Raw genomic sequence first — 20940 nt, forward strand, 5'->3', positions numbered from 1 at the left:
TACGCCCGCATGTTACTCAATGGTATGGTACACGCGTTAATTGCGATATGTTATCGAACCGCAAATAAAATCATGAAATCTCCGTCATGTTGGAGAAAAAAATGAAGCCGGCAACTGCTCCTGAAGACGGACAAGGCGCGTTCGATCGATTGCACATCAGGCGATCGAACGCAGCCGGCCGCAAAGCGCAATCAGCCTGCCTCCTCTTCCTTTTGCACCTCATATGAGTACATGCGCATCATCATCCCTGCTATGGATGACGCCGCGCCTGTCACCAAGCAGATCGTGAGAACCGGGTCACGGCTTGCGCTGCGCCAAGACACAATCGCCAGTAAAACAACGCTTATCGTGGATACGGCATAACCGATCACTTTTACCTTTGCGCTGCGTGGGAGCGCCTGCCAACTTCTCATCCGACGGCGCTAGCTGACTGTCACCAAACTGTCACCGATCGAGCAATCGATGAACTTTAGTTTAGTCGGGAGGTCACCTATATATCGTTGTGCTTACCGATTTTGGCTTGCACCGGCATCGCCGCACCCTCCCCTGAGCCAATCACCAGGCGCAGCTACCACCCAGTTGCGGACGTCGGGCGAACTTATTTGAGTCACAGCATGATCCTCATTGTACTTGCCGCCGCGGGAGCGACCTGCCCCTATCCGATGTTCCATCAGGTGACGATGCGCTCGAAGGCTGATCTGCCCGCTGAAGCGTTGGCGGCGGTAGGGCCTATGGCGGAGCATGACGCGCCATTCCGGGGGGGCGACGTGGTGTTCCCAGACTCGCCGCCGCAACAGCGCTTCATCTCAGCAGTAGGCCGAGGATGCGAGATTATTCTCACGTACGAGCATGGTGGTTTGTCGCACAATTTTGCCGTTAAAGTCATCCGCTATGCCGACGGGCATTGGACACTGGGGGCGGGGCTCTAGTCCGGGACCGCGTCGTTTACGTCCGCTACCGCCCAATAGCGGACGCTTACCTTTGCTGGCATCAGCGAGCGTATGGTCAGATTCCTTATGCTAATCGCCGCCGCGCTGCCGTGCGGTTGCAATCCATCTGACAACGCAACGGACGCACCAGGGGCGAAAGCGTCGGCAACTTATGCGTCTCTTCCACCCGACAGGTCGAGCGGCATATTGGACGGCTATTCCGTGCGGGTGCCTCGTGACGGTGACATCCTTTGGAACGGGCAACCCGTCGAGGCAGCGGTCCTCGAAGACTACCTTCAGCGGTTCGCTCGCATGCCCGCTTCGGCCGGTCGGCTGTTCGTGGCGTTCGAACCGGTATAGTGCAGGATCGAGCTCAAAGAGTGCGTCAGCAGGTGGTTGCCAGCGGCTTATGCAAGCAGCACCGCTGCGCAGAAGTCGGCTGGAACGTGAAGAGGCCGGTTGTTAACTGACCGGTGACGCCCAGGAGCGGACATTCCGCTTCCGCCCAAACCCAGACGTCTGTTCATGAGCTGGGAGCGCCACGAACGGACGCCGGCTGCGAGCAATAGTTCGCCGTATCACAGGGTTGTTCGCGTTCGCGGCGGCCGCGCTCTACGGACGCGCCATATCCTCAATCTGCCGCAGCAGGCGATATGGATCGAACGGTTTGGGCAGGAACATCGCTCGCACCGGCAGTTCGTTTTCCGGGATCGGCGCGTTGCCAGATACAACGAAAAGTACGGTTGGTGGGAAGCGCTCGCGGACGTAGTGCGCCAACTTCACCCCATCCATCGATCCGGGCATCTGCACGTCAGTGAGGACAACACGGATCTCCTTATGCTCGTCGAGGATGGCGATGGCCTCGTCCGCATTCTCTGCCTCGAACACCCGCCACTTCGCGTGCGTGAAGAAGTCCACCAGGTCGAATCGGACCAGTGCCTCGTCCTCGACAATCAGGATTGTCTTGCTGCCGATCGGCGTGCTCTGACCCACGATTATTTCCCGGTCACGATGGCGGCGTCTCCAAGCCGCGTTTCGAGTTCAAAGACCAAACCTTCAGGTCGATAGTCGGTTGCGGCCTTGCCGCTGAAATAGGAACGAAGCGATCGCTCGATCAGGACCGAACCGAACCCCTTACGCTCGGGGGGCGTAATAAGGGGGCCTCCCACTTCGCGCCAGACAATTGCAAGCGTCGCATCTTCGTCGAGACCGTCCACCGACCAGGTCAGCATCACTCTGCCTGTCCCGTTCGACAGTGCACCGTATTTGGCGGCGTTTGTCGCGAGCTCATGCAGCGCGAGGGCGAAGGCGACGGTCACTTCTGGCTTCAGCGTCACCGAAGGCCCTGACAAGATGATGCGCTCGCCAAGATGGCCGTGCGGGGACAAGGCGCGGGATGCGACTTCGCCCAAATCGGCTGATCGCCAGGAACTGCCGGTTAGCACATCTGTCGCACCGCCCAGTGCCACCAAACGTGCCGAAAGGTTCTGGCTTGCCCGTGCAGCTTCCGGGATGCCGCGCAATGTCTGGGCCGCGACTGACTGTACAACGGCAAGGACGTTCTTCAGGCGGTGCGCCAACTCACCATTCAGCAGACGCATGTCGTCTTCTGCGCGTCGCCGCTCGCGGAAGTCGCGGGTGACAGTGCCATAGCCGATCAGGACGCCCGTCGCATCGGTAATGGGGAACACGGAGTAGAGCACCGGGATTGGCGCGCTTGTGCGGAAATGCCGGAAGTCCACCTCCCCCGCCCAATGACCATTCCGCTCAACCGCCGGCAGAACCTCATCCGCAATTTTTTCAGCCTGTTCGGGCGCAAAAAAGTCAGTGATGGATAGATGCTCGATGGCCGCATCTTCTAAACCGACGAGCCGTTTGGCTGCATCATTCAGGTAAAAGACGCTGCCGTCCGTCCGCGCCATGCCGATGAAGTCGGTGCTATTTTCGGCAAGACGCACGAACCGGTCGCGTTCCTCTTCGCTCGCCCGTAGGTTCGTAATGTCGCGTGAGACGGACAGGATACGGTCAGGACGACCGTCCGACCCTGCGATCGGGCTGACCGCGACATGCCACCATTTCGGTGTGCCACGATAAGTATCCGCCTTGCCAATGAAGCTGCGGGCTTCGCCTTCCTTTGCCGCGGCAACGGCGGCTTTGGCCTCCGCGTTACCGGCATCCCGCCAGAAGTCCGGCCAAGGACAGCCGGCGACCTCGTTGAAGTCGCTGACTTCCATGACCCGCTGACCGCCTTCACTCATGAAGGTCAGCTTGCCTTCGAGATCGAGCACCTTGATGCAATCAGTCGAACTGGCCAACACTCCGGACAGGAAGGCTTGTCGCTCCACCGCCCGTCGCTCGCTCTCGACCAATTCCTCGTTCAAGCGTCGTGTTCGGCGCAGTGACTCGCGCAATTCGGCAGTCAGCATGACGAGGCCGATCATGACGATCAGGAATAGGGAGGCCGCCAGCCACTGCTGCGGGGGCACCCATGTTGGATGGTCAATCCGGCCGAGGGTTACGACGCCGGTGGCAGCCGAAAGAAAGGCCGCTAACAGACCGGGCCCCTTGCCCATGATCAAGGCGATAGCGATCGTTGCCGGAATGAAAAGCAGCCATGGCAGGGTATCGGGCACGAATGCGACACGCGCCAAACCGACGGCCAGGATTATGATCGACGCCAATATATAGCGGGTGCCCTGAGATAACCGAAGATCGATCGACCAAATCACGATCCGGTCGGCGAAGCTTACAGGCTGAGAACGGATCATGTGGCTGTCCAGAGGAGGACAAGCCCCCTGGCAAATCCTTGACCCGGGTTAAACCATTTCAGCTCAATCGAAAATAGGGCCAGCGCGGGTCAAAGCGGCCGCAGTGCGGCGCAGTTGATAGACTTCGCCTCCGGGAGCGGTCGGACTGCTTACCCCCAAATGTGGACATTCGCCAGATTTCAAGCGCAACGCTTAAGCAGTGCGCAGCAAAGTGGCAGACAGGTTGTGGATGGTAGAGCCGCGCCCGACGGGGTTGCGGCTCCTTCCATATCTGAGCCTCTCAGGCTGCTCGGTCGTACGCGACGCCAGCTACATCATCGACCAGAACCTCGGCCGCTAGCAAGCAGACAAGCTGGGCGCGGTACAATGCCGCCAGTTCTTGATGCATAGCCTTAACGCTCTCGCACGTCGCAAGCTCTGCTAGGGCTAGCTGGTCGTCGACTGAGCGCTGTACGCACTCGGGATTAAGGCCGGAAAGCATGACACGCCTGTCGGCGTTGGGTCATGAGCGCTCAATGTACTGAAGTAGTTAATGGCGACGCGTACGGTGCCGCACTCACGTGCCGGGCGATGGCTCGGGTGAACGCGACCGTACGTTAGCCCCGGCCATTTCAGGACCGAGCTATGCTTTCACGGCAGTTTGAGCGCCTTCGCCTCTGCGTCGATCTGGCTGAGCATGAAGGTGCGCATATTGGCGGAAGCGCGACAATAGCCTTCCCAGTCCGCTTCGATGGCCCTCAAGGTCCATTTGCCAATATGCGCGGCGGAAAAAAGCCGAGCTTGGCGGGCATCGTCTACTACGCGAGCCAGCTCAGGGCTCACGCCTGCGGCGGATGCTCGTGCACCATCGAACATCATTTCGAGCCTCGTCGCTCGCGCACGGCTGGTCTGGGATAGCTTCAGTCGGATAGCGGATAACGCGGGCATATCTGGAGCGGGCTTGGACGTCTCATTTGCCAGATCGGCGATCAGGACCCGCAGTTTCAAATGCATCGACGCCAGGTGTTCCATTCACTCCCCCGCTTATCACCGCCTCGCTTCGCCTAAGCACTACGCAGAACGGCATCCCCACGGGCTTTTTAATCGTCTGCGAGCAAAAAAATCGTTAAACCTGAGACTCTTCGCAAGCTTCAATGCTGTGTAGAGTAGACCATGGCAGACCGAAAGCGAGGCAGGGCAGGCCCAGCGCAGCGCGCCCGCCGCCTCGCGCGCGAAGGCGAACTACTTAAGCAGCTCACTTGAGTTATCTGACCTCGATACCGTGTGTGGCAGTGCTGAACGCAGCCTCCCCGGTAAGCCATCAGCAAAGCGCGGGATCAGCTAAGAGAGCCTGACGAAAGCGGCAGCGTTGGAGGCATGGGCCGAACGCATGGCCGTCCCCGCCTTGAAGCTAGGTGAGGACGCGGGTCAGTGATGCCGTCAGGCGCCCTCGTTCACAGCGATGCGGTCAATCTCCTCGGCCGACAGGCGCTTTCCATCCGCCAGCTCGGCGAAGAAGCACTCGCGACCGTGTTCGGGCTGCTCTCGCAGGTACTGGGCACATTCGCGGATCGTGCCCTCTAGGGTCAGCTCCTGCTGCGGAGCACCCTCGGTGCTGTCGGGCATCCGGCGGTACAAGGTCGCGCGGTCGTTCAGCAGTCCGGTCATGTGGGGTTCTCCATGTATCGCCCTTTGAACGGCCGGCTTGCGTTGAGGTGCCGCGCGTTTGTTGCGCCGGCGTCGGACTCTGGTTCGGACCGAGCACAATCAATCGCTGCTGTCGCTAGCCGCCGCGGGTCGCGATGCCACTCCGGCCAAGGGCTACTTCAAGGTGGCAGGGCAGCTGTATCAGCGGGTCCTGACCGACAGCTACCAGGGGATTGCACAGGTCCGGCAGGTCGCGCCGAACGCGTTGCTCGCGGAATGGGTCAGCCGCGATCCCGGCCCCACGGACGATCAGAATGGCGAAGCTGTCATCGGGAACGGCGTCTACCTGACCAGCGCCTGGTCGCTCCTCTCGATGGATGTCGCCATGGCCGATCCGGTCGAGGCGATCTCGACGCGCATGACGATCGCCGCGGCAAACGTCCCGATGCCACAGGGTCAGTGGGTCAAGGCGCCCTTCACGGTCGCGCTGGACGATGGCCTTGGCGCGGTGGAACCGCAGGCAGGCGTCCTGCGCACGCTGGTCGGCGCTCGAGATCGCAACGGCGCTGCGGGTCGCTTCGGCGAGCGGGGTGTCGGAGCTTCAGATGGCGGTGTTCATCGAGGGCAACCTCGAGACGATGCTGTTCGACAAGCCCGTCGGCGCCGGCGGCCTCGTCATCGACGGCGCTTGGCGCTTTCCCTTCCTCGCCATGGGCGCGGCGATCGACATCCGGCTGCGCGCGATCGGTGCCGATGCCAGCATCCAGAACCTCGATGGCGACAACGTCCGCTACTCCACCCTGACCGCCTCCTGGCGCGACGCCGCTTGGATCGGGAGATCGCAATGAGCAGCCTTGATTGGTGGCTTCGCCTCGGGAGCGCGACAGCATGGCTGATCTGCATCGCGTGCCTCGCGCCTGCGGTGCTTCGGCTTTTCCGCGGGCATGGGCGCTATCTCGATCCGATCTGGAGCCTGGTGTTCCTGCTCGCGATCAACCGCCTGACCTTCCTGGCAGCTGTGTCCCGGGAGGCAAGCCATGCCATTCGGATGGGGCGCGATCTTCGGGCTCCTCAACCTCCTGCTCGGCGGTGGCATCCTCACCGCCTGGGTCAAGCTGCGCCCCAAGATGCGCGAGCTCGAGGAGAATGCGGAGGAAAAGCTGGGCGACGACCTTATCGTCCGTGTCGAAAAGCTGGAGAAGAAGCTCGACGAGGAGCGCGTCTCGCATGAGGCGGAGATGACCGTCATGCGGCCGCTCCGACCAAGGTCGCCGAGGCGGTCAAGCACATCGAGGAAATGCGGATACGCCACAAAAGCGAAGAGGCGCTCGAAAAGGGCACGATCGTCGCCGCCAAGATCGCCGTCGCCACCCCGCCCGTCGCCGGCTGAGACGGCGCCGCCACTACCGGGGGAGAGTGGCGTGACGGCGCCCCGGACCGCTGGCGTCGATCCGGCAAGATCCCGCTGCGCCCAGCGTCATCTGCTTTCAAATAAATAGGAGTTCACATGAACGACTCCTGCGGTTCCGGGCGCGAAGCCCCGCGCCTCCGGCCTGACCGAGCTGGCGATCATGATGGGGCTCGCTGCCGCGGCGCTGACGACGCCGTTCGTCAGCAAGTGGGAGGACGGCCCGAAGGGACCGGCGCTAATGCCCTATCGCGACATCGTCGGAGTCTGGACGCAGTGCAGCGCCAGCCCGACGGTAGCGCCTCCGCGGCCGACGACGACGCCACCATCCGTCAGGGACGCTTCGATCTGCGCTCCAGCGACGACAAGCGCCGCCTGCTGCTTGAGCCTTGGCCGCGTTGAAACAGGGTGATTGGAAGCGGTCAGGGTTTGCCCGAGTGCGATTCCTCGTCTCGCTCAACAGTGTCGACGCCGTGCTGCCTCGACAATAGCTCCTCGACGAGATCGCCTTCCAAGACGATCGCTCGATGCAGCGAGCCGCCGATCAGTCGAACGGCTGCGCAATAGCCTCGCCAATCATCCTCAACCCGTGATCTCGGCCATGCCTGCATATGAGCGCGGTATGACTCCGAAGCGGAAATAGACGCAATCTTGAGATCATTGGCAGCAGATCGATCCACCGCGTCTTCGGATTGGGATAGCGGCTCGAAGATGTGTCGATGTTTGAAGGCTTGATAGACCGTCACGATCGAATTCATCTCAAGTCGTAGCTTTGGAAGGCGGCTCAGGAACCGGTCCTGCCCCTCGCCCAACGACATCAGAACAGTTGAAATGACGTCGAGCGCCTCCTGACGGAGCCGCCTCGCTTCGATCATGATGGGCTGCGTCGGCACTACGGTTTCTCCGTCCGCCCCTTCGGACGTGGCGAGCCCCTAGCATTGATGCGGATTGAATAATCAGCTCGGTTCGAAACCGCACAAAATCCGACCGCTGCCCACCTTATCTCAGGCAGCCCGTCCGTCCGCTTCAATCTCCAAAGGACCACCGCCATGGCGAACAAGCTCTATCCCAAGTACGATCAGGCGCTCCTGACCGCGGGCATCAACCTGGTCAGCGGCCTCGTGAAGGCGCAGTTGATCGACACCAGCGCCTATACCTATTCCGACACGCACCAGTTCTCGTCAGACGTGCCCGCGGCCGCGCGCTACGGCACCGCGGCGACGCTGACGAACAAGACCGTCGTCAACGGCCTGTTCGATGCCGACGATGCACTCTTCACCTCGGTTCCCGCAGGCTCCAGCGGCTCGACCGACAAGTTCGGGCCCGGCAACGACACCGGCGTCACGATGACGAACACGCTGACGTTGCCGGCCAACGGCCTCGTGCTGCGGTTCGCGATCAACGACATCGGCAATGCCAACAGCGGCCTCGCCACACTGACGAACGACGACGGCGGCACCACCATCGCGACGGGGAACTTCACCAACTTCGACGACGGGCAGACCCTCTCCACCGTCGCCACCTTGCCCGCGATCGCGAGCTCATCCGTCGTTTTCGCTGGCAGCGCGTCCTACATCCGCCTGGCCGGCATCGCGTTCGGGCCTGCATGAGGAACATGACCATGAAGCACCTTCTCATTCTGGCGCTGCTCGTCCTCACCGGCCCAGCCGCTGCGCAGTCGGTGTCGAGCTGCGGCACGGTGGCGATCGGCAAGGCCGATGCCTCGAACCCGGTGAAGTTCGCCACGGCCGCCGACTGCTTCGGCAAGGCCAAGGTGATTGCGGCGAGCGCGGCGCAGACGCGCCGCGACCGTATCGCCGCCATTACGCCTGCGCCCGCCCCATCGCCCACCCCCCAGCCGGCCGCAGTGACGCCGATCGCGAGCAACTTCGCCACTGCGCCGCTGATCGGGCCGGGGGCGCACAACCCCGTGCCCTCGGGCAAGCCGGACAATGTCGGCGCTTTTCGGTTCATCTGCACCGCCGGTCAGCTGAACTATGACGATCCGATCCTGTATCCGGGCGTCAAGGGCGGCTCGCCGCACCTCCACCAATGGTACGGCAACGATGGCGGCAATTGGGCGTCGACCTATGCCAGCCTGCGCGCGAGCGGTGAGAGCACCTGCTCGAACAAGCTGAACCGCTCGGCCTATTGGGTGCCGGCGCTGATGAACGCGGCGGGCAAGGTGATCGTGCCCGATTACATGTCGATCTACTACAAGCGTCTGCCCGACGGTGATCCGCAGTGCCTGAAAGAGTCAGCCAAGGGCTGCGTCGGTCTGCCGACCGGCCTGCGCATCGTCTCCGGCTACGACATGAAGCGGATGGGCCAGCCCCAGCCCGAGAACGCCACCTATACCCACCGCTGCATCACCGACGGCAAACCGCAGATCGAGCGCGCCACCCTAGCCGAGGCGATCGCCGACTGTGGCGGCGCCGGTCAGATCATGTCGGCGGTCAACTTCGGTGCCTGCTGGAACGGCGACCTCGACAGCGCCGATCACCGCTCGCACGTCACCCAGGCCAAATACATCGGCGAGGCGTATCCGCAGTGCCCGGCCGACCATCCCTATCTGATCCCGCAGCTGCGGCAGCAGCTGGCCTATACGATCACGGCTGATGATGGTGACGTGTGGTTCTCCTCAGACCGCATGAACGGCATGACCATGCCCGGCGGCTCGACCTTCCATGCGGACTATATGGAAGCCTGGGACCCCGGCGTTCGGAAGGTCTGGGAAGGCCGCTGCATCGGCCGGCTGCTCAACTGTTCGGATGGCGAGCTTGGCGATGGCACGATGCTGAAGCGCGGCCCGCTGACCTATGCAGCGGTGCAGCGGCTGATCGACGCGCCGATCCGCTGACATTCTCGGCGAGATGGCACGAGCCGCCGCGGACACAGAAAAGCCGCCGCCCCTCGTTGGGACGACGGCTCCTCTCAACCTGACCGGAGAGGTCAGATCAGGCGAAGCGAACGGTCGTGTTGACGTTCTTGCGGCGACGCATCGCGAAGCCGACAGCGCCCATACCGAGGATCATCATTGCCCAGGTCGCCGGCTCGGGGACAGCGCCGGCAACCGCGCTGACGTTGCTGGTGAACGTGAAGTTGACGTCGCTTGCCATGCCGTTCTGCGAGGCAGTCGCCAGGGTGAACATGCCGGTCGACGTGTCGGCAGCGTTTCCGTTGCTGAACGTACCGGTCCCGGTAACCGTCACGCTGGTGCCCAGCGGCGACCGGGTAAGCGCTGCGTTGGTGAAGTTGAAGACGATGTTGCTGGCATTGCCGAACGACAGGAACGGATTTGCCGTCGGGTTCGCAAAGGCACCCAGAGCGAGGTCTGCGATCGAGGCGGTCAGGCCGTTGAGACCGGCGAAGCTACCCGTCGCGTTGCCGACCAATGCCGTGCCGTTAGTGCCAAAGCCGTTACCAGTGCCGCCGGACGCACTGCCAAAATCGAGGCCCGTAGCGGTCGCCGCAGTGCCGCCAACGTAGCTGCCACCGAAGGAAGTGAGACTGAACGATCCCATGATCGGCGCAGCGTTCGCGCTCGATGCCACGCACATAGCGGTGCCGGCCGCGAGCAACCCAAGAAATTTCTTCATGATCTTACCTCTCTGAACCACCCAGCACTCCGGGCTCTCGGCGAAATTCGCCGTGTGCCAGCAAGTTCCAACCTCGCCGGGGTGGTTTACGAAATGTTAAGCGGTGTCCTAGATTGGGACACCTAAACCGAGGTGGGAACCACACGACGATCGCGCCGTTTCGCGGCCCTAGTGACCGCGTAAAAGGTGCATTTGGTATGTCCGCATTCGAAACGATGATCCTGCTCGTTGCGATAATTTGGGGTGGCAGCATAGCCGCTACCTTTATCGCCGCACTCGCATCGCTGGCGTCCGACCGCGTGCATGAACTGCTTCTGGGAGAACCGCGACGCCGCGATCACCGGCTGATCCCAAGCTTCCGCGAAGCAGGGCAATAAGGCGTCGATACATCCTGATAGGCGGCAACGACGGGATGCAGGCACCAAGTATCTGATCGTCGATCATCAGCAGTTCACCAGCTTCAACTGATCGCCCTGTTGCAGGACAGGCAGCAAAGACAGAAAAGCCGCCGCCCCTTGCCCGGACGACGGCTCCTCTTAGCCTGATAACGGGTCGAAATCAGGCGAAGCGGACGGTCATGTTGACGGTCTTGCGGCGACGCATAGCGAAGCCGACTGCGCCCATACCGAGAATCATCAGCGCCCAGGTGGCGGGCTCGGGGACGGCGGCAGTTGCCGGGCTCAGGTTGAGATTATCGATAACGACCTGAGAATTTGGCGAGACGAATGAAAAACTAGTGATCGGCACCGCGTTGAAGGAGTGCAGTGTCGGCGAGGAGATCAGTGTGTCGAACGTTTCACTGAAGACCTGCGTGAGCCCGTTGTAGCCCGTCACCGTGACGGATTGGTCGCCGTAGGCACCCGTGAAATACGCGCTATTCAACAGGAATGCCGTCGCCGACGAAATCGAGGCGATATTACCGTACCCATTGAAGATCACGTTAGGTGCGGAAACCACACCGGCTGCGTAACCATACCCATAACTTTGGCCGGCCACGTTGTAAACATTGCTAAAAGTATAGCCCTTATAGCTCGTGAGGGCGACATAATCGCTCGTCGGCGCGTCCTCGAAATTCAACACCTCCGCATTGGCGTGGCTCGACATCAACATTGTGGCGCCTGCCATCGAGAGTGCGAGAATTGTCTTCTTCATGTGTCATCCCCTTTGCGCCACGCAAAGGAGCGGGGCTGAGAATTGCATTAATCTGGTATTCACCAGGTAGATAGGCCCCAGGGCAGCACTAATTTTGATCGTGCCATATCGGTGCATTAACCGACGTTACTCCGCGGTGAGCGCCCGCCGTGCCGCCACGACCAGTTCGCGGAACGCTGCCTGCCACGTCGCCCCGGCTTGATCCCACGGCAACGGACCTTCCATCGCTCAAAGCGGCTGTCCCACAGCTTCGCGGCGAGGTGCGCGATCCGCGCCTCACCAGATCGGGGCAGGGGTGTGGTTCGTCGACGTCCCACGCTCCGACCTTGGCATAGGATGCGCCGATCAAGTCCGGCTGCAGGATGACCGTCTCGCTTTCCAGCTGCCCCTTGATCCGGTCTGCATCGGCTGTCCTCCGACCCGATCCGGAGAGCCATCCAAGACGTTCCGTTTTGTTCTCGACACCAGCATCATCTCGCTGGTCGGTCAGACGTAGTGCCCCTCGTCCCCGACGGTGCAGGAGCCCGAGCGGGCACGCCGATTTCCGCCGATCTCCCGCCCCGGCACTCCCTGTGCCCCGCCTCGGCCCCTGTGCAACAGGATACCCAATTCAGCGTCGAAGGTGCCCTCGTCCACTGGCATACGATCCGGTCACGCTGCCCTGGTCAGGCACGATGTTGGGCGCAGACTGGGTTGGTTTCCGAGGATAATTCCACCGGCCCTACTCTGTACGGCCGCCGCTAGGATGAGAGCTGCTGCATGACGCCGGAGCCATGCGGCTTCTGACGGGTCGCCGTGATTGGCGCGATGCAGGATCCGAAGGGCTTCATTCTCGAGCTCGTCGATCGTCATGCAGACCAGCTAAGCCAGCGATCGTGACGTTTCGGATGATGGATCTGGTGAACACGGCGGTATGTTTATCGACGTCCGGTATCCTTTTTCAGCCCCTTCGTCTGCGCCATGCAAAGCGCACGGGGGGCAACGCATCCAATCAGCTGTCCCTGAGCGCCTTCGCGTCGTACATCGCTCACGCGCAATCGGCGCCTAGGAGTACAGCATGAAGATCGCGGTCGCCGCAGCCTTGGGTCTAGCCATTTCGGTCGGCACCCCCCCCCTGCACGCCCAATCGTCGTTGGACGACGTACGCTGCTTGTTGATCAGCAACGTCGTAGGGCCGAAAGCAGAGAATGACGCCAGCCGGAAATTGGCCGCGATGACCTCCGCATATTACCTCGGTCGCATCTCGAACCTGCCATCGGCAACGATCACCTCGTCGCTGCGTCAGCTCGGCAAGGGCATCAGCGGCGCCGATGCGGTGAAAGTCCTGAAGGCTTGCGCAGCCCGCGCCCAAGCGACGAACCAGCGTCTCGCCGCTGCGGCAAAGGCGGCTGCAGCAAAGTGAGGCCGCATGCCAAAGGCCTGGCCGATGGGGCTAAGCATCAGCGGCGAACCGAGAATCGAGGCTGAGTGAGGACGGCGGGCGAGGACCGCACCATCGCGGAACGCGACCTGTCATCTCGCCCTCCCCCGCGTCATATGCCCCAATGGTGGGGCCCAGCCCTATTCGTCCTCGTCTCTCTCAGCGCCTTTCACGCCACGGGCGACAAGCAGGTCACGGAGTTGTTTCTGGATGCTGGCACCAGTCGTATGGCCGTGAACGTTCTCGTAACGCTCTGCCGCCAGCTGATGCCGGATGTCGGCCAAGCTGTGACAGGCGCCTGACTTTGCAAGTTCGATCGCGCGCTCGATGATGCTCAGGGGGCGGGTGCTCATTGCGATAACGTAATTATGCAACCGCCTTGAGACCAGCGGGCCGCTCGCGCGGTACCGTACCATGTGGCGTGCAGCCGCGAATTCATTAACCTGTGAAGTCCAGGCTGTTGCCATGTCAATTCAGCCTTTGCTCCACGCTGTCACTCCTCGCTTTAGCGATGATATCCGAGCGGATGCCGATCAGTTTGTAAATGAAGCAAGGGAGCTGGTCACACGAGCTCGTGCGCTCGTCGAAACGGATCAGATCAGCGTCTCGGAGATTATCAGCATCGATCGCGGGCGCGTGTTTGAACTTTTGGGTCGCTATCAGCGCTTCAAGCATGGAGCGATTTTCGACCCGGTGATTCAGGCTGCCCAGAAGCAACGCTCGGCAACGGCGCGCCTGTTGAAATGCGAATGCATTTTGATGGGGGAGGCATTCAGCACGTACTTTACGCGATGGCAACACGTGAACGTTGCGGATGACTGGCAGGCATATCGACGCGAAATGCTCGCCATGTCCGAGCAGCTACTTCGCCATCTACAGGTTGAGCACGCCGCTATCGTTTCGCTGATCAACGACACAGAGGCCCCTGAGCACGACCATATCGCATGACGTCGTGTCTGAGGCGGCGGAAGCCTTGGAGTATCACGCGCGACCACGAATGCGGGCGGCGCCGCCGTGGTTTCGAAGCGATCGGTGGTGGACCTGCTGATCATGGCGCCGTCACGTGCGAACGAGCCCCGCATGCCCGTAGTGGTCAGCCCTGCTCGCTGCCGACGTGACGAAGACGGGGCGCCGAAGCCCCCCCCCGGAGCGGGAACGTCCATGGATCCCGATTGACAGTGGCGCGTTCTGGGCACGTCCGGGGTACCGGCACAATCATGGCTACGGTTGGCGTCAGGCGTATGGATCCTTTGTTAATTGTGCTCGTGCTGCTGATTGCGCTTCTTGGCGTGGCGGTTCGGATGGCCGGTGCCGAAAGCCGTCGACGCAAGCGCGCGTACGCCGCATATTTCCAGCAGCCTAAACCGTATCGGTCGAGACGGTAAACCGCCTCACCATTCGTGCCGGCGGTATTGCTCACCACCACTCAAGACCGTATTGTGCCGCGATCGCGACGGCGTTTCGTGTGCCGGGCGATTTGTCGTGGTCACGCGCGAGCCATTTTGCGACATCGCGTTGCCCCCTTCCCCACAGCAACCGTCAGGATAGCGTATCTCATCGGCGTCTAAGCTGGGGTACTTGCGCGGGCATCACACCGGAAAAGGTAATGGCGTGGTGATTGCCAAGCTCGCGGATGCGGCGATCCCCTCCCCGCGCCGCCATCCCAACCGCGCCAACCCAATCCTCAGCCGTCGCCGCCTTTGCGCTGGTCGGTCAGCCGCGGCGTGTGCGACCAGCGCTGGACCAGCCGCCATGCCAGGCCGCCGTGCTGGAAATAGTCGACCCAGGCGCGTCGCGCGGCACGTCGGCGGCGCTGCACGGCGACAAAAGACAGCACCACGGCAATGGCAATCGCAGCGGTCACGCCGACAATGGCAGGCCACATGTCCATGGCCGGAGCCTAAGCCGCTACGACCGTGGTGCAAACCCCGGATGATGGCGGACGCGCAGCAATTTCTCTGGCGTCAGGACAGCACTGGCTCTGCCGGACGGCCTTTGCCGACGCCAGTCCGGCCGAACACTGTGCCAAAATGGGGCTCTCGCTCGATTGGCGCACGGAACCGCAACGGCGTCGCGGAATTGATGCGTCACGATGCCGGCAAGAAGCCCGGTGGGTCTGAGGATTCTATGCACCGTACGAAGCTTGGCCTGTTTGGGACGTCCCGCCCCGCTGCGAATGCCGACGATCACCAACCCCATGATCGTACACTGCCTGTCGAGCATCTGGAGCTGTTGGCCGGGCTGACTCCGGTGGAGCGCGCCACGGCGGAAGCGATGCTACGGAATGATGCGATCGCCGCCTGATCCGGCAAACCGCATCTTCGATCACAGAGATCGACATTATCATCATACCCGCTTTGGCTGAATGTCAGGGCTCTTGCCTTGCAGTTACAGTCGGAATGCGCATACCCTTGATCCGAAAAGCCCTTAACGGCTTTGGAAGGAGAGCGGGTGGTAGGCATGATCGTGAAGGCGATTGCGACGTGGTGCCTGATATCGATGGCTGCGGGCACAGGTCTTGGTCTGACGATGGCGCGGGCTAAGGGTAAGCGCCTGTCGCGCTGATCCGGGGTTCAGGTCAGGCCGGCGGCGCTGGCCAAGGCCCAGATCATACCGGCGAAGCCGATCAGGAATATCGCCAGAGCCAGGAAGCCGCGCCGGTCGGCGGCCCGTCGGCGCGGCGGCAATTCGGGTGTCATGGCCATCCCCTGCGTCAGCGCGGTGCGACGCTGTTGCAGCAGTAGGCCCGCCGCCGCAAGGCCGCCGGCATCGGAGCGCCGGCGACCCTGCCACAGCCTCAGCGGCAGCGGACGTTATCGCGGTCGATCGCCTGCCCCGCCACGGCGCCGCCGGCCGCGCCGAGCAGGGTGCCGAGCGTCTGCGACCCGCCTGAGGTGAGCGCCGCGCCGAGTGCGCCACCGGCTATGCCGCCGACGATGAGGCCGGTCGTACCGTCATTGCGCCGGCAATAATAACGGCCGTTCTGTCCGACATAGACGCGATCCGAGGCGCGCAGCCGCCGCTCGCGATAGCGCGGCCCGTCGACATAATAGCGATCGGCGTAATAGCCGCCATAGGCCGGATCCGGCCGGTTATAGTCATAGGCGTAGCGCCGGCCACCATAGCTGTCGCCGACGCATCCCGACATCAGGGTCGCCGCCGCCATCAGGCCCAGGGTGAGTGCACGCATCAGGTCCTCCCTCATCGTTGATGTCGATCAATCGCACGGATCGGTGGAAAGTTGCCTCCGCGTCAGGGCCAATGACGCACCTTGCGGAAACCCGAAGAATTCGCGCCGCGGCATGACGGAAATGCGTGCCGCCTGCCTCTATCCCTGCGAGAGGGGAGACGTGACGGAACGCGAAGCTCTGGCGGAATGGGTGGGACGGGAGATCCTGCCGCATGAGCGCGATCTCAGGGCATGGCTGCGCCGCCGTGTCGTGGGGGATGTGGAGGATGTCGTGCAGGAATGCTATTGCCGCCTCGCCCAGATCACGGACGTCGGAGCGATCGACAACGGTCGCGCCTATCTGTTCACGATGGCGGGCAACATCGTCAAACGCCAGCATCGCGGCGCGCGCATCGTGCCGATCGAAGCGGCGATCGACGACGTCCACCATCAGATCGAGAGCGACCAGCCCGGCCCAGAACGCACCGCGCTGGCGCGTGACGAGCTGCGCCGCGTGCAGGCGGCGCTGGCCACCCTGTCCGATCGCGCCCGCCGCATCTTCGTGCTGCGCCGGGTCGAGGGCATGCCGCAAAAGGAGATCGCCCGCACGCTCGGCGTCAGTGAGGCGGTGGTCGAGAATGAGGCGAGCCGCAGCCTGCGCGCCATTCTGACGATGCTGACCGAGGACGGCACCGCGCCGGTCGCGACACGAAGGAACCGGCATGTCCGACAGCGTTGAGGCGACGGCCGCCGCCTGGGCGTTGCGGCATCCGCTCGATCGTCACGACCGCGCCGAGCTCGACGCCTGGCTGGCTTGCGATCCGCGGCATGCCGGTGCCCTGCTGCGCGCGCAGGCGGCGCTCACCCTGATCGACCGGGCGGTCGCACCGGACGAGGCGCCGTCGCTGCCGCTCTTGGCGGCGCCCCGCCAGGCCAACCGTCGCTGGGTGCTCGCCGGCGCCGGCGGCGCCATCGCCGCGGCACTGGCGGGCATGATCGGCTGGCAGCGCTGGATCGGTGAGGAGGTGACGACCACCCGCGGCGAGATCCGTCGCCTGCCACTCGCCGACGGATCGGTCGCGACGATCGACACCGACAGCGCCATGCGCGTCCTGCTCGATTCGCAGAGCCGGCGCATCGCGCTGCAACAGGGCCAGGCCTGGTTCCAGGTCGCCAAGGACCGCCAGCGTCCGTTCGTGGTCGACGCGGGCATCGCCCAGGCGCGCGCGGTCGGCACCGCCTTTTCGGTCCGCCGCACCGAGGCGGGCGTGCAGGTCGCGGTGACGGAGGGCACGGTCGCGGTGTGGCCGAGCGATGCGCGCGGCGCGATGACGATCCTGGAGGCGGGACATTTCGCGACCTTTGCGCCCGGCCAGCCGACGCCGGTGACCGGCGCCGCCCCGGCCGCGATCCAGCGCTCGCTGGCGTGGCGCGACGGCGAGATTGCGCTCGAGAACGAGACGCTCGGCTATGCGATCGGCGAGTTCAACCGCTACAATCGGCGGCAGATCGTGCTGGCCGACGACAGCTTGAAGGACGAGCGGCTGGTCGGGCTGTTCCAGATCGACAATCCCGACGAATTCGTCGCCATGCTGGCGACGTCGTTCGACATGGTCGCCACCACCACGCCGCAGCAAATCCGCCTGACCAAGAAAAATCGTCGCGACGGCGACGGAAACGCGACATCCTAGGCTCTTACCTGGTGAGCGCACCGACAACAGGGCGCCGCACAGGAGGGGACGATGATCGACATGCGCGCATTCTGTCTGGGGACCACCGCTTTCGCCTGCGTCGCGACGCTGCCGTCGGCGGCCGAGGCGCAGGTCCGCCGCTTCGACATTCCGGCGCAGACCGCGCGCACCGGCATTCCGCTGTTCGCGCATCAGGCCGGCATCCAGATCCTCGCCCCCGCCGCGGTGACGCAGGGCCTGACCGTCAAGCGGATCGAGGGGTCGATGGAGGTCGAGGCGGCACTCCGCCAGCTGTTGTCGGGCACCGATTTGACACCGGTTACCGTGGGCCGCTCGATCGTCCTCAAGCGCCGTCAGGTCGCGCAGCTGGTACCGCCGCCGGTGCTGCAACGGGTCGCGCAGACCAGCCCGGCGGTGGCGCAGGACCAGCAGGGCGGCGCCATCCCGCCGCAGAACAACCCGACCGACGTCGCGCCCCAGGCTGCGGGGACGCAGCCCGACGGCGAGGGCGACGTCGTCGTCCGCGGCTTCCGCAGCAGTCTGGGCCGCGCGCTTAACGAGAAGCGCGAGTCGAACGGCATCGTCGACGTCATCAAGGCGGAGGACATCGCCGACTTCCCCGACAACAATCTGGCGGAATCGATCCAGCGCGTGCCGGGCGTGTCGATCGCGCGCGATGCGGGCGAAGGCCGCCAGATCACCGTACGCGGCCTCGGCCCGCAATTCACCCGCGTCCGCGTCAACGGCGTCGAAGGGCAGAGCACCGCCGGCGGCACCGACAGCTCCGGCGGCAACAACCGCAACCGGGCGTTCGACTTCAACGTCTTCGCCTCCGAGCTGTTCAACTCGATCGCGGTGCGCAAGACCGCCTCGGCGGAGACGGAGGAGGGATCGCTCGGCGCGACGGTCGACCTGACCACGGCGCGGCCGTTCGACTATAACAAATTCACCTTCGTCGCCTCGGCCCAGGCCGGCTACAACGACCTGTCGCAGAAGGTCGACCCGAAGCTCAGCGCGGTGATCAGCGACACCTTCGCCGGCGGCACGCTCGGCGCGCTCGTCTCCGCCTCCTACACCAAGCGGCGGATCTTCGAGGAAGGGCATGGCTCGGGCGGCTGGCTCGACGGTACCAACGTCGGCGGCTACAATCCCGCCTCGCCCTATGCCGCGGCCAATGCGGTGACCACCTACAGCCCGCGCTTCCCGCGCTACGGCCGGCTGACCCACGATCAGGAGCGACTGGGCATCACCGGCTCGCTGCAATGGCAGCCGACCAGCGACACCCTGGTCAGCGCCGACGTCCTCTATTCGAAATTCTCCGCGACCCGCACCGAGAACTGGCTGGAGAATCTGTCCTTCGCCCGCCCGTTGTCGCAGGGCGGCCGCCCCGAGGCGATCGCCCTCAACGGCGAGATCAACGGCAAGGGCGACATGGTCTATGGCGTGTTCAACGACGTCGACATCCAGAGCGAGACCCGCCGCGACGAGCTGAGCACCGAATATACGCAATATACGCTGACCGGCGAACAGAAGTTCGGCGAGGCTTTGAAGCTGACCGCGCTGATCGGCTATTCGCGCTCGTTCTTCGACAATCCGGTGCAGACCACGGTGATCATCAACCGCGAGAACACCGACGGCTATAGCTACGACTATCGGCCGGACCGCAATCTGCCGCTGATCAACTACGGCTTCGACGTCAACGATCCGGCGAGCTTCGGCTTCGGCATCCCGCGGTCCGAGATCCGGCTGCGGCCCAATTCGGTCGACAACACCATCCTGACCACGCAGGCGAACCTCGCCTACACGCTCAACGACGGGCTGACGCTGAAGGTCGGCGGCAACGTCAAACGCTATCGCTTCACCTCCGACGCGCTCGCCCGGGTCAACGAGGGTGTCGTGCCGCAACTGCCCGCGGGCACCAGCCTCGCCTCGCTGACCACCTTGCTCACCGGCTTCGGCCGCAACCTCGGCGGTCCCTCAGGCAACGTCTCGTCGTGGATCACGCCCAATATCGACGCCTTCGCCAAGCTGTTCGACATCTACAGCAACACCGGCCTGTTCGCGCTGAGCGGCGCGAGCAACGCCAATGCGCGCGGCAACATCCGCGGCGTGCAGGAAATCGACTCCGCCGGCTACGTCCAGGCCGACTTCAAGGCGGACGTCGGCATCCCGATCCGTGGCGACATCGGCGTGCGCTACGTCCATACGCAGCAGACGTCGCGCGGCTATCAGCTCGTCGCCGGCGCGGCGCAGCAGGTCAGTGTGACGCGCTCCTACGACGACTGGCTGCCGGCGCTGAACCTGACCGCAGAGGTGACGCCCGATTTCCTCGTCCGCCTTGCCGCGGCCAAGGTGATGACGCGGCCCAACCTCGGCTCGGTGACGCCGGGCGGCAGCCTCAGCACCGTCGGCGTCTTCTCCGTCAGTTCGGGCAACCCGCAGCTCGAACCGATCCGCGCCAATACGCTCGACCTGTCCGCCGAATGGTATTTCGCGCCGCGCGCCTTTCTGGGCGTCGGCCTGTTCTACAAGGACATCAAGTCGTTCATCCAGACCGCACGGATCACCCAGCCGTTCAGCGCCTCGGGTCTGCCCACCTCGCTGCTCGACGGGCTCGGCGTGTCGGCCAACGACCAGTTCACCTTCAGCCAGCCGGTCAATACGCCGGGCGGACCGCTCAAGGGGCTGGAGATCAACTATCAGCAGCCGTTCAGCTTCCTGCCCGGGGCGCTCGCCAATTTCGGCACGCTGCTCAACTACACGTTCGTCGATTCCAAGATCCGCTATTTCTCGACGCTGTCGGCGACCGGCTTTACCGAGGCGGACCTCACCGGCCTGTCGAAGAATGCGTTCAACGCGACGCTCTATTATGAGGACAAGAAGTTCAGCGCTCGCGTCTCCGCCGCCTACCGCGACAATTATCTGACCGCGGTGCCGAGCGGAACGAGCTTCAACAACGCCGACGGCGTGCGCTCGACGCTGACCTTCGACACCTCGATCTCTTACGCGTTCAACAGCCACATCAAGCTGACGCTGGAGGGCCTGAACCTCACCGACCAGTTCAATCAGCAGTTCACCGATACCAATCGCGACAGCATCCTGGTCAACAGCCATACCGGGCGGCAATTCTATCTGGGTGTGCGCTACGCCTTCTGACCGGCTCGGCGCGGCCTCTCCT

24 protein-coding genes are annotated in these 20940 nt (G+C 63.3%); 12 read left to right on the plus strand and 12 right to left on the minus strand.

From position 1 onward, the window contains the following. The first annotated feature begins 231 nt into the window (after positions 1 to 231). Together ACU5AX_RS07770 and ACU5AX_RS07775 are read left to right on the plus strand one after the other, a co-directional pair. Positions 232 to 363 carry a hypothetical protein gene (locus ACU5AX_RS07770; RefSeq protein ID WP_269769675.1) on the plus strand — a complete coding sequence of 44 codons (132 nt, stop codon included), beginning with the start codon at positions 232 to 234 and terminating at the stop codon, positions 361 to 363. Positions 364 to 614: 251 nt separating this feature from the next. Next, positions 615 to 929, plus strand: a complete 315-nt coding sequence (locus ACU5AX_RS07775; protein ID WP_446690317.1) for a hypothetical protein — start codon at positions 615 to 617, stop codon at positions 927 to 929. 612 nt (positions 930 to 1541) lie between these two features. Here ACU5AX_RS07775 and ACU5AX_RS07780 read toward each other — a convergent pair. The 4 genes from ACU5AX_RS07780 to ACU5AX_RS07795 all read right to left on the minus strand — a co-directional run bounded on the left by ACU5AX_RS07780 (position 1542) and on the right by ACU5AX_RS07795 (position 5344). Then, on the minus strand, positions 1542 to 1922 hold the full coding sequence (locus ACU5AX_RS07780) for a response regulator (protein WP_446690318.1): 381 nt from the start codon (positions 1920 to 1922) through the stop codon (positions 1542 to 1544). Between the two features lie 2 nt (positions 1923 to 1924). Then, complete coding sequence (locus ACU5AX_RS07785; protein ID WP_446690319.1) at positions 1925 to 3697, minus strand: PAS domain-containing protein; 1773 nt, start codon at positions 3695 to 3697, stop codon at positions 1925 to 1927. Positions 3698 to 4327: 630 nt separating this feature from the next. Further along, a complete protein-coding gene (locus tag ACU5AX_RS07790) occupies positions 4328 to 4708 on the minus strand; it encodes a hypothetical protein (protein ID WP_446690320.1) in 381 nt (126 codons plus the stop codon). A 408-nt stretch (positions 4709 to 5116) separates the two neighbouring features. Then, complete coding sequence (locus ACU5AX_RS07795) at positions 5117 to 5344, minus strand: hypothetical protein (protein WP_446690321.1); 228 nt, start codon at positions 5342 to 5344, stop codon at positions 5117 to 5119. A gap of 473 nt (positions 5345 to 5817) precedes the next feature. On the opposite strand from ACU5AX_RS07795, the gene ACU5AX_RS07800 reads away from it, so the two are divergent. Next, entirely contained in the window at positions 5818 to 6171 is a 354-nt protein-coding gene (locus ACU5AX_RS07800) for a hypothetical protein (RefSeq protein ID WP_446690322.1), read from the plus strand. 144 nt (positions 6172 to 6315) lie between these two features. On the opposite strand, the gene ACU5AX_RS07805 is transcribed toward ACU5AX_RS07800, so the two are convergent. Next, entirely contained in the window at positions 6316 to 6552 is a 237-nt protein-coding gene (locus ACU5AX_RS07805; protein WP_446690323.1) for a hypothetical protein, read from the minus strand. A gap of 601 nt (positions 6553 to 7153) precedes the next feature. Next, positions 7154 to 7624, minus strand: coding sequence for a hypothetical protein (locus ACU5AX_RS07810; protein WP_446690324.1), 471 nt, complete (start codon positions 7622 to 7624; stop codon positions 7154 to 7156). 156 nt (positions 7625 to 7780) lie between these two features. Between ACU5AX_RS07810 and ACU5AX_RS07815 the strand changes: the two genes are divergently transcribed. Together ACU5AX_RS07815 and ACU5AX_RS07820 are read left to right on the plus strand one after the other, a co-directional pair. Then, the gene (locus ACU5AX_RS07815; RefSeq protein ID WP_446690325.1) at positions 7781 to 8341 is read left to right on the plus strand and encodes a hypothetical protein; all 561 of its coding nucleotides are present in this window, start codon (positions 7781 to 7783) and stop codon (positions 8339 to 8341) included. 11 nt (positions 8342 to 8352) lie between these two features. After that, the gene (locus ACU5AX_RS07820; RefSeq protein WP_446690326.1) at positions 8353 to 9591 is read left to right on the plus strand and encodes a DUF1996 domain-containing protein; all 1239 of its coding nucleotides are present in this window, start codon (positions 8353 to 8355) and stop codon (positions 9589 to 9591) included. Between the two features lie 97 nt (positions 9592 to 9688). On the opposite strand, the gene ACU5AX_RS07825 is transcribed toward ACU5AX_RS07820, so the two are convergent. Further along, positions 9689 to 10330, minus strand: coding sequence for a PEPxxWA-CTERM sorting domain-containing protein (locus tag ACU5AX_RS07825; RefSeq protein WP_446690327.1), 642 nt, complete (start codon positions 10328 to 10330; stop codon positions 9689 to 9691). Positions 10331 to 10527: 197 nt separating this feature from the next. Here ACU5AX_RS07825 and ACU5AX_RS07830 point away from each other — a divergent pair, with 197 nt between their 5' ends. Continuing rightward, complete coding sequence (locus ACU5AX_RS07830) at positions 10528 to 10707, plus strand: hypothetical protein (protein WP_446690328.1); 180 nt, start codon at positions 10528 to 10530, stop codon at positions 10705 to 10707. Between the two features lie 181 nt (positions 10708 to 10888). Here the strand turns inward: ACU5AX_RS07830 and ACU5AX_RS07835 are convergent, their stop codons facing one another. After that, entirely contained in the window at positions 10889 to 11482 is a 594-nt protein-coding gene (locus ACU5AX_RS07835) for a PEPxxWA-CTERM sorting domain-containing protein (RefSeq protein WP_446690329.1), read from the minus strand. A 1057-nt stretch (positions 11483 to 12539) separates the two neighbouring features. On the opposite strand from ACU5AX_RS07835, the gene ACU5AX_RS07840 reads away from it, so the two are divergent. Beyond that, on the plus strand, positions 12540 to 12884 hold the full coding sequence (locus ACU5AX_RS07840) for a hypothetical protein (RefSeq protein ID WP_446690330.1): 345 nt from the start codon (positions 12540 to 12542) through the stop codon (positions 12882 to 12884). 158 nt (positions 12885 to 13042) lie between these two features. Here the strand turns inward: ACU5AX_RS07840 and ACU5AX_RS07845 are convergent, their stop codons facing one another. Then, a complete protein-coding gene (locus ACU5AX_RS07845) occupies positions 13043 to 13369 on the minus strand; it encodes a hypothetical protein (protein WP_446690331.1) in 327 nt (108 codons plus the stop codon). On the opposite strand from ACU5AX_RS07845, the gene ACU5AX_RS07850 reads away from it, so the two are divergent. After that, on the plus strand, positions 13368 to 13850 hold the full coding sequence (locus tag ACU5AX_RS07850; RefSeq protein WP_446690332.1) for a hypothetical protein: 483 nt from the start codon (positions 13368 to 13370) through the stop codon (positions 13848 to 13850). The genes ACU5AX_RS07845 and ACU5AX_RS07850 overlap by 2 nt on opposite strands. 736 nt (positions 13851 to 14586) lie before the next feature. Here the strand turns inward: ACU5AX_RS07850 and ACU5AX_RS07855 are convergent. Then, a complete protein-coding gene (locus ACU5AX_RS07855; RefSeq protein WP_446690333.1) occupies positions 14587 to 14793 on the minus strand; it encodes a hypothetical protein in 207 nt (68 codons plus the stop codon). Positions 14794 to 14834: 41 nt separating this feature from the next. Here ACU5AX_RS07855 and ACU5AX_RS07860 point away from each other — a divergent pair, with 41 nt between their 5' ends. Then, a complete protein-coding gene (locus ACU5AX_RS07860) occupies positions 14835 to 15206 on the plus strand; it encodes a hypothetical protein (protein WP_446690334.1) in 372 nt (123 codons plus the stop codon). A gap of 269 nt (positions 15207 to 15475) precedes the next feature. Here ACU5AX_RS07860 and ACU5AX_RS07865 read toward each other — a convergent pair whose 3' ends face one another. Together ACU5AX_RS07865 and ACU5AX_RS07870 are read right to left on the minus strand one after the other, a co-directional pair. Then, a complete protein-coding gene (locus ACU5AX_RS07865) occupies positions 15476 to 15601 on the minus strand; it encodes a hypothetical protein (protein ID WP_269769674.1) in 126 nt (41 codons plus the stop codon). A gap of 98 nt (positions 15602 to 15699) precedes the next feature. After that, complete coding sequence (locus tag ACU5AX_RS07870) at positions 15700 to 16092, minus strand: glycine zipper 2TM domain-containing protein (RefSeq protein ID WP_198354393.1); 393 nt, start codon at positions 16090 to 16092, stop codon at positions 15700 to 15702. Positions 16093 to 16252: 160 nt separating this feature from the next. Between ACU5AX_RS07870 and ACU5AX_RS07875 the strand changes: the two genes are divergently transcribed. The 3 genes from ACU5AX_RS07875 to ACU5AX_RS07885 are packed head-to-tail and all read left to right on the plus strand — an operon-like array spanning position 16253 to position 20918. Continuing rightward, complete coding sequence (locus ACU5AX_RS07875; RefSeq protein WP_446690335.1) at positions 16253 to 16810, plus strand: RNA polymerase sigma factor; 558 nt, start codon at positions 16253 to 16255, stop codon at positions 16808 to 16810. Next, positions 16794 to 17762: a FecR family protein gene (locus ACU5AX_RS07880; RefSeq protein ID WP_446690336.1), complete on the plus strand. Its 969-nt coding sequence runs from the start codon at positions 16794 to 16796 to the stop codon at positions 17760 to 17762. Before ACU5AX_RS07875 ends, ACU5AX_RS07880 begins: the two co-directional genes overlap by 17 nt. A gap of 51 nt (positions 17763 to 17813) precedes the next feature. Continuing rightward, the gene (locus ACU5AX_RS07885; protein WP_446690337.1) at positions 17814 to 20918 is read left to right on the plus strand and encodes a TonB-dependent receptor; all 3105 of its coding nucleotides are present in this window, start codon (positions 17814 to 17816) and stop codon (positions 20916 to 20918) included. Positions 20919 to 20940 lie beyond the last annotated feature (22 nt).

This window comes from Sphingomonas benefaciens, assembly GCF_052907485.1.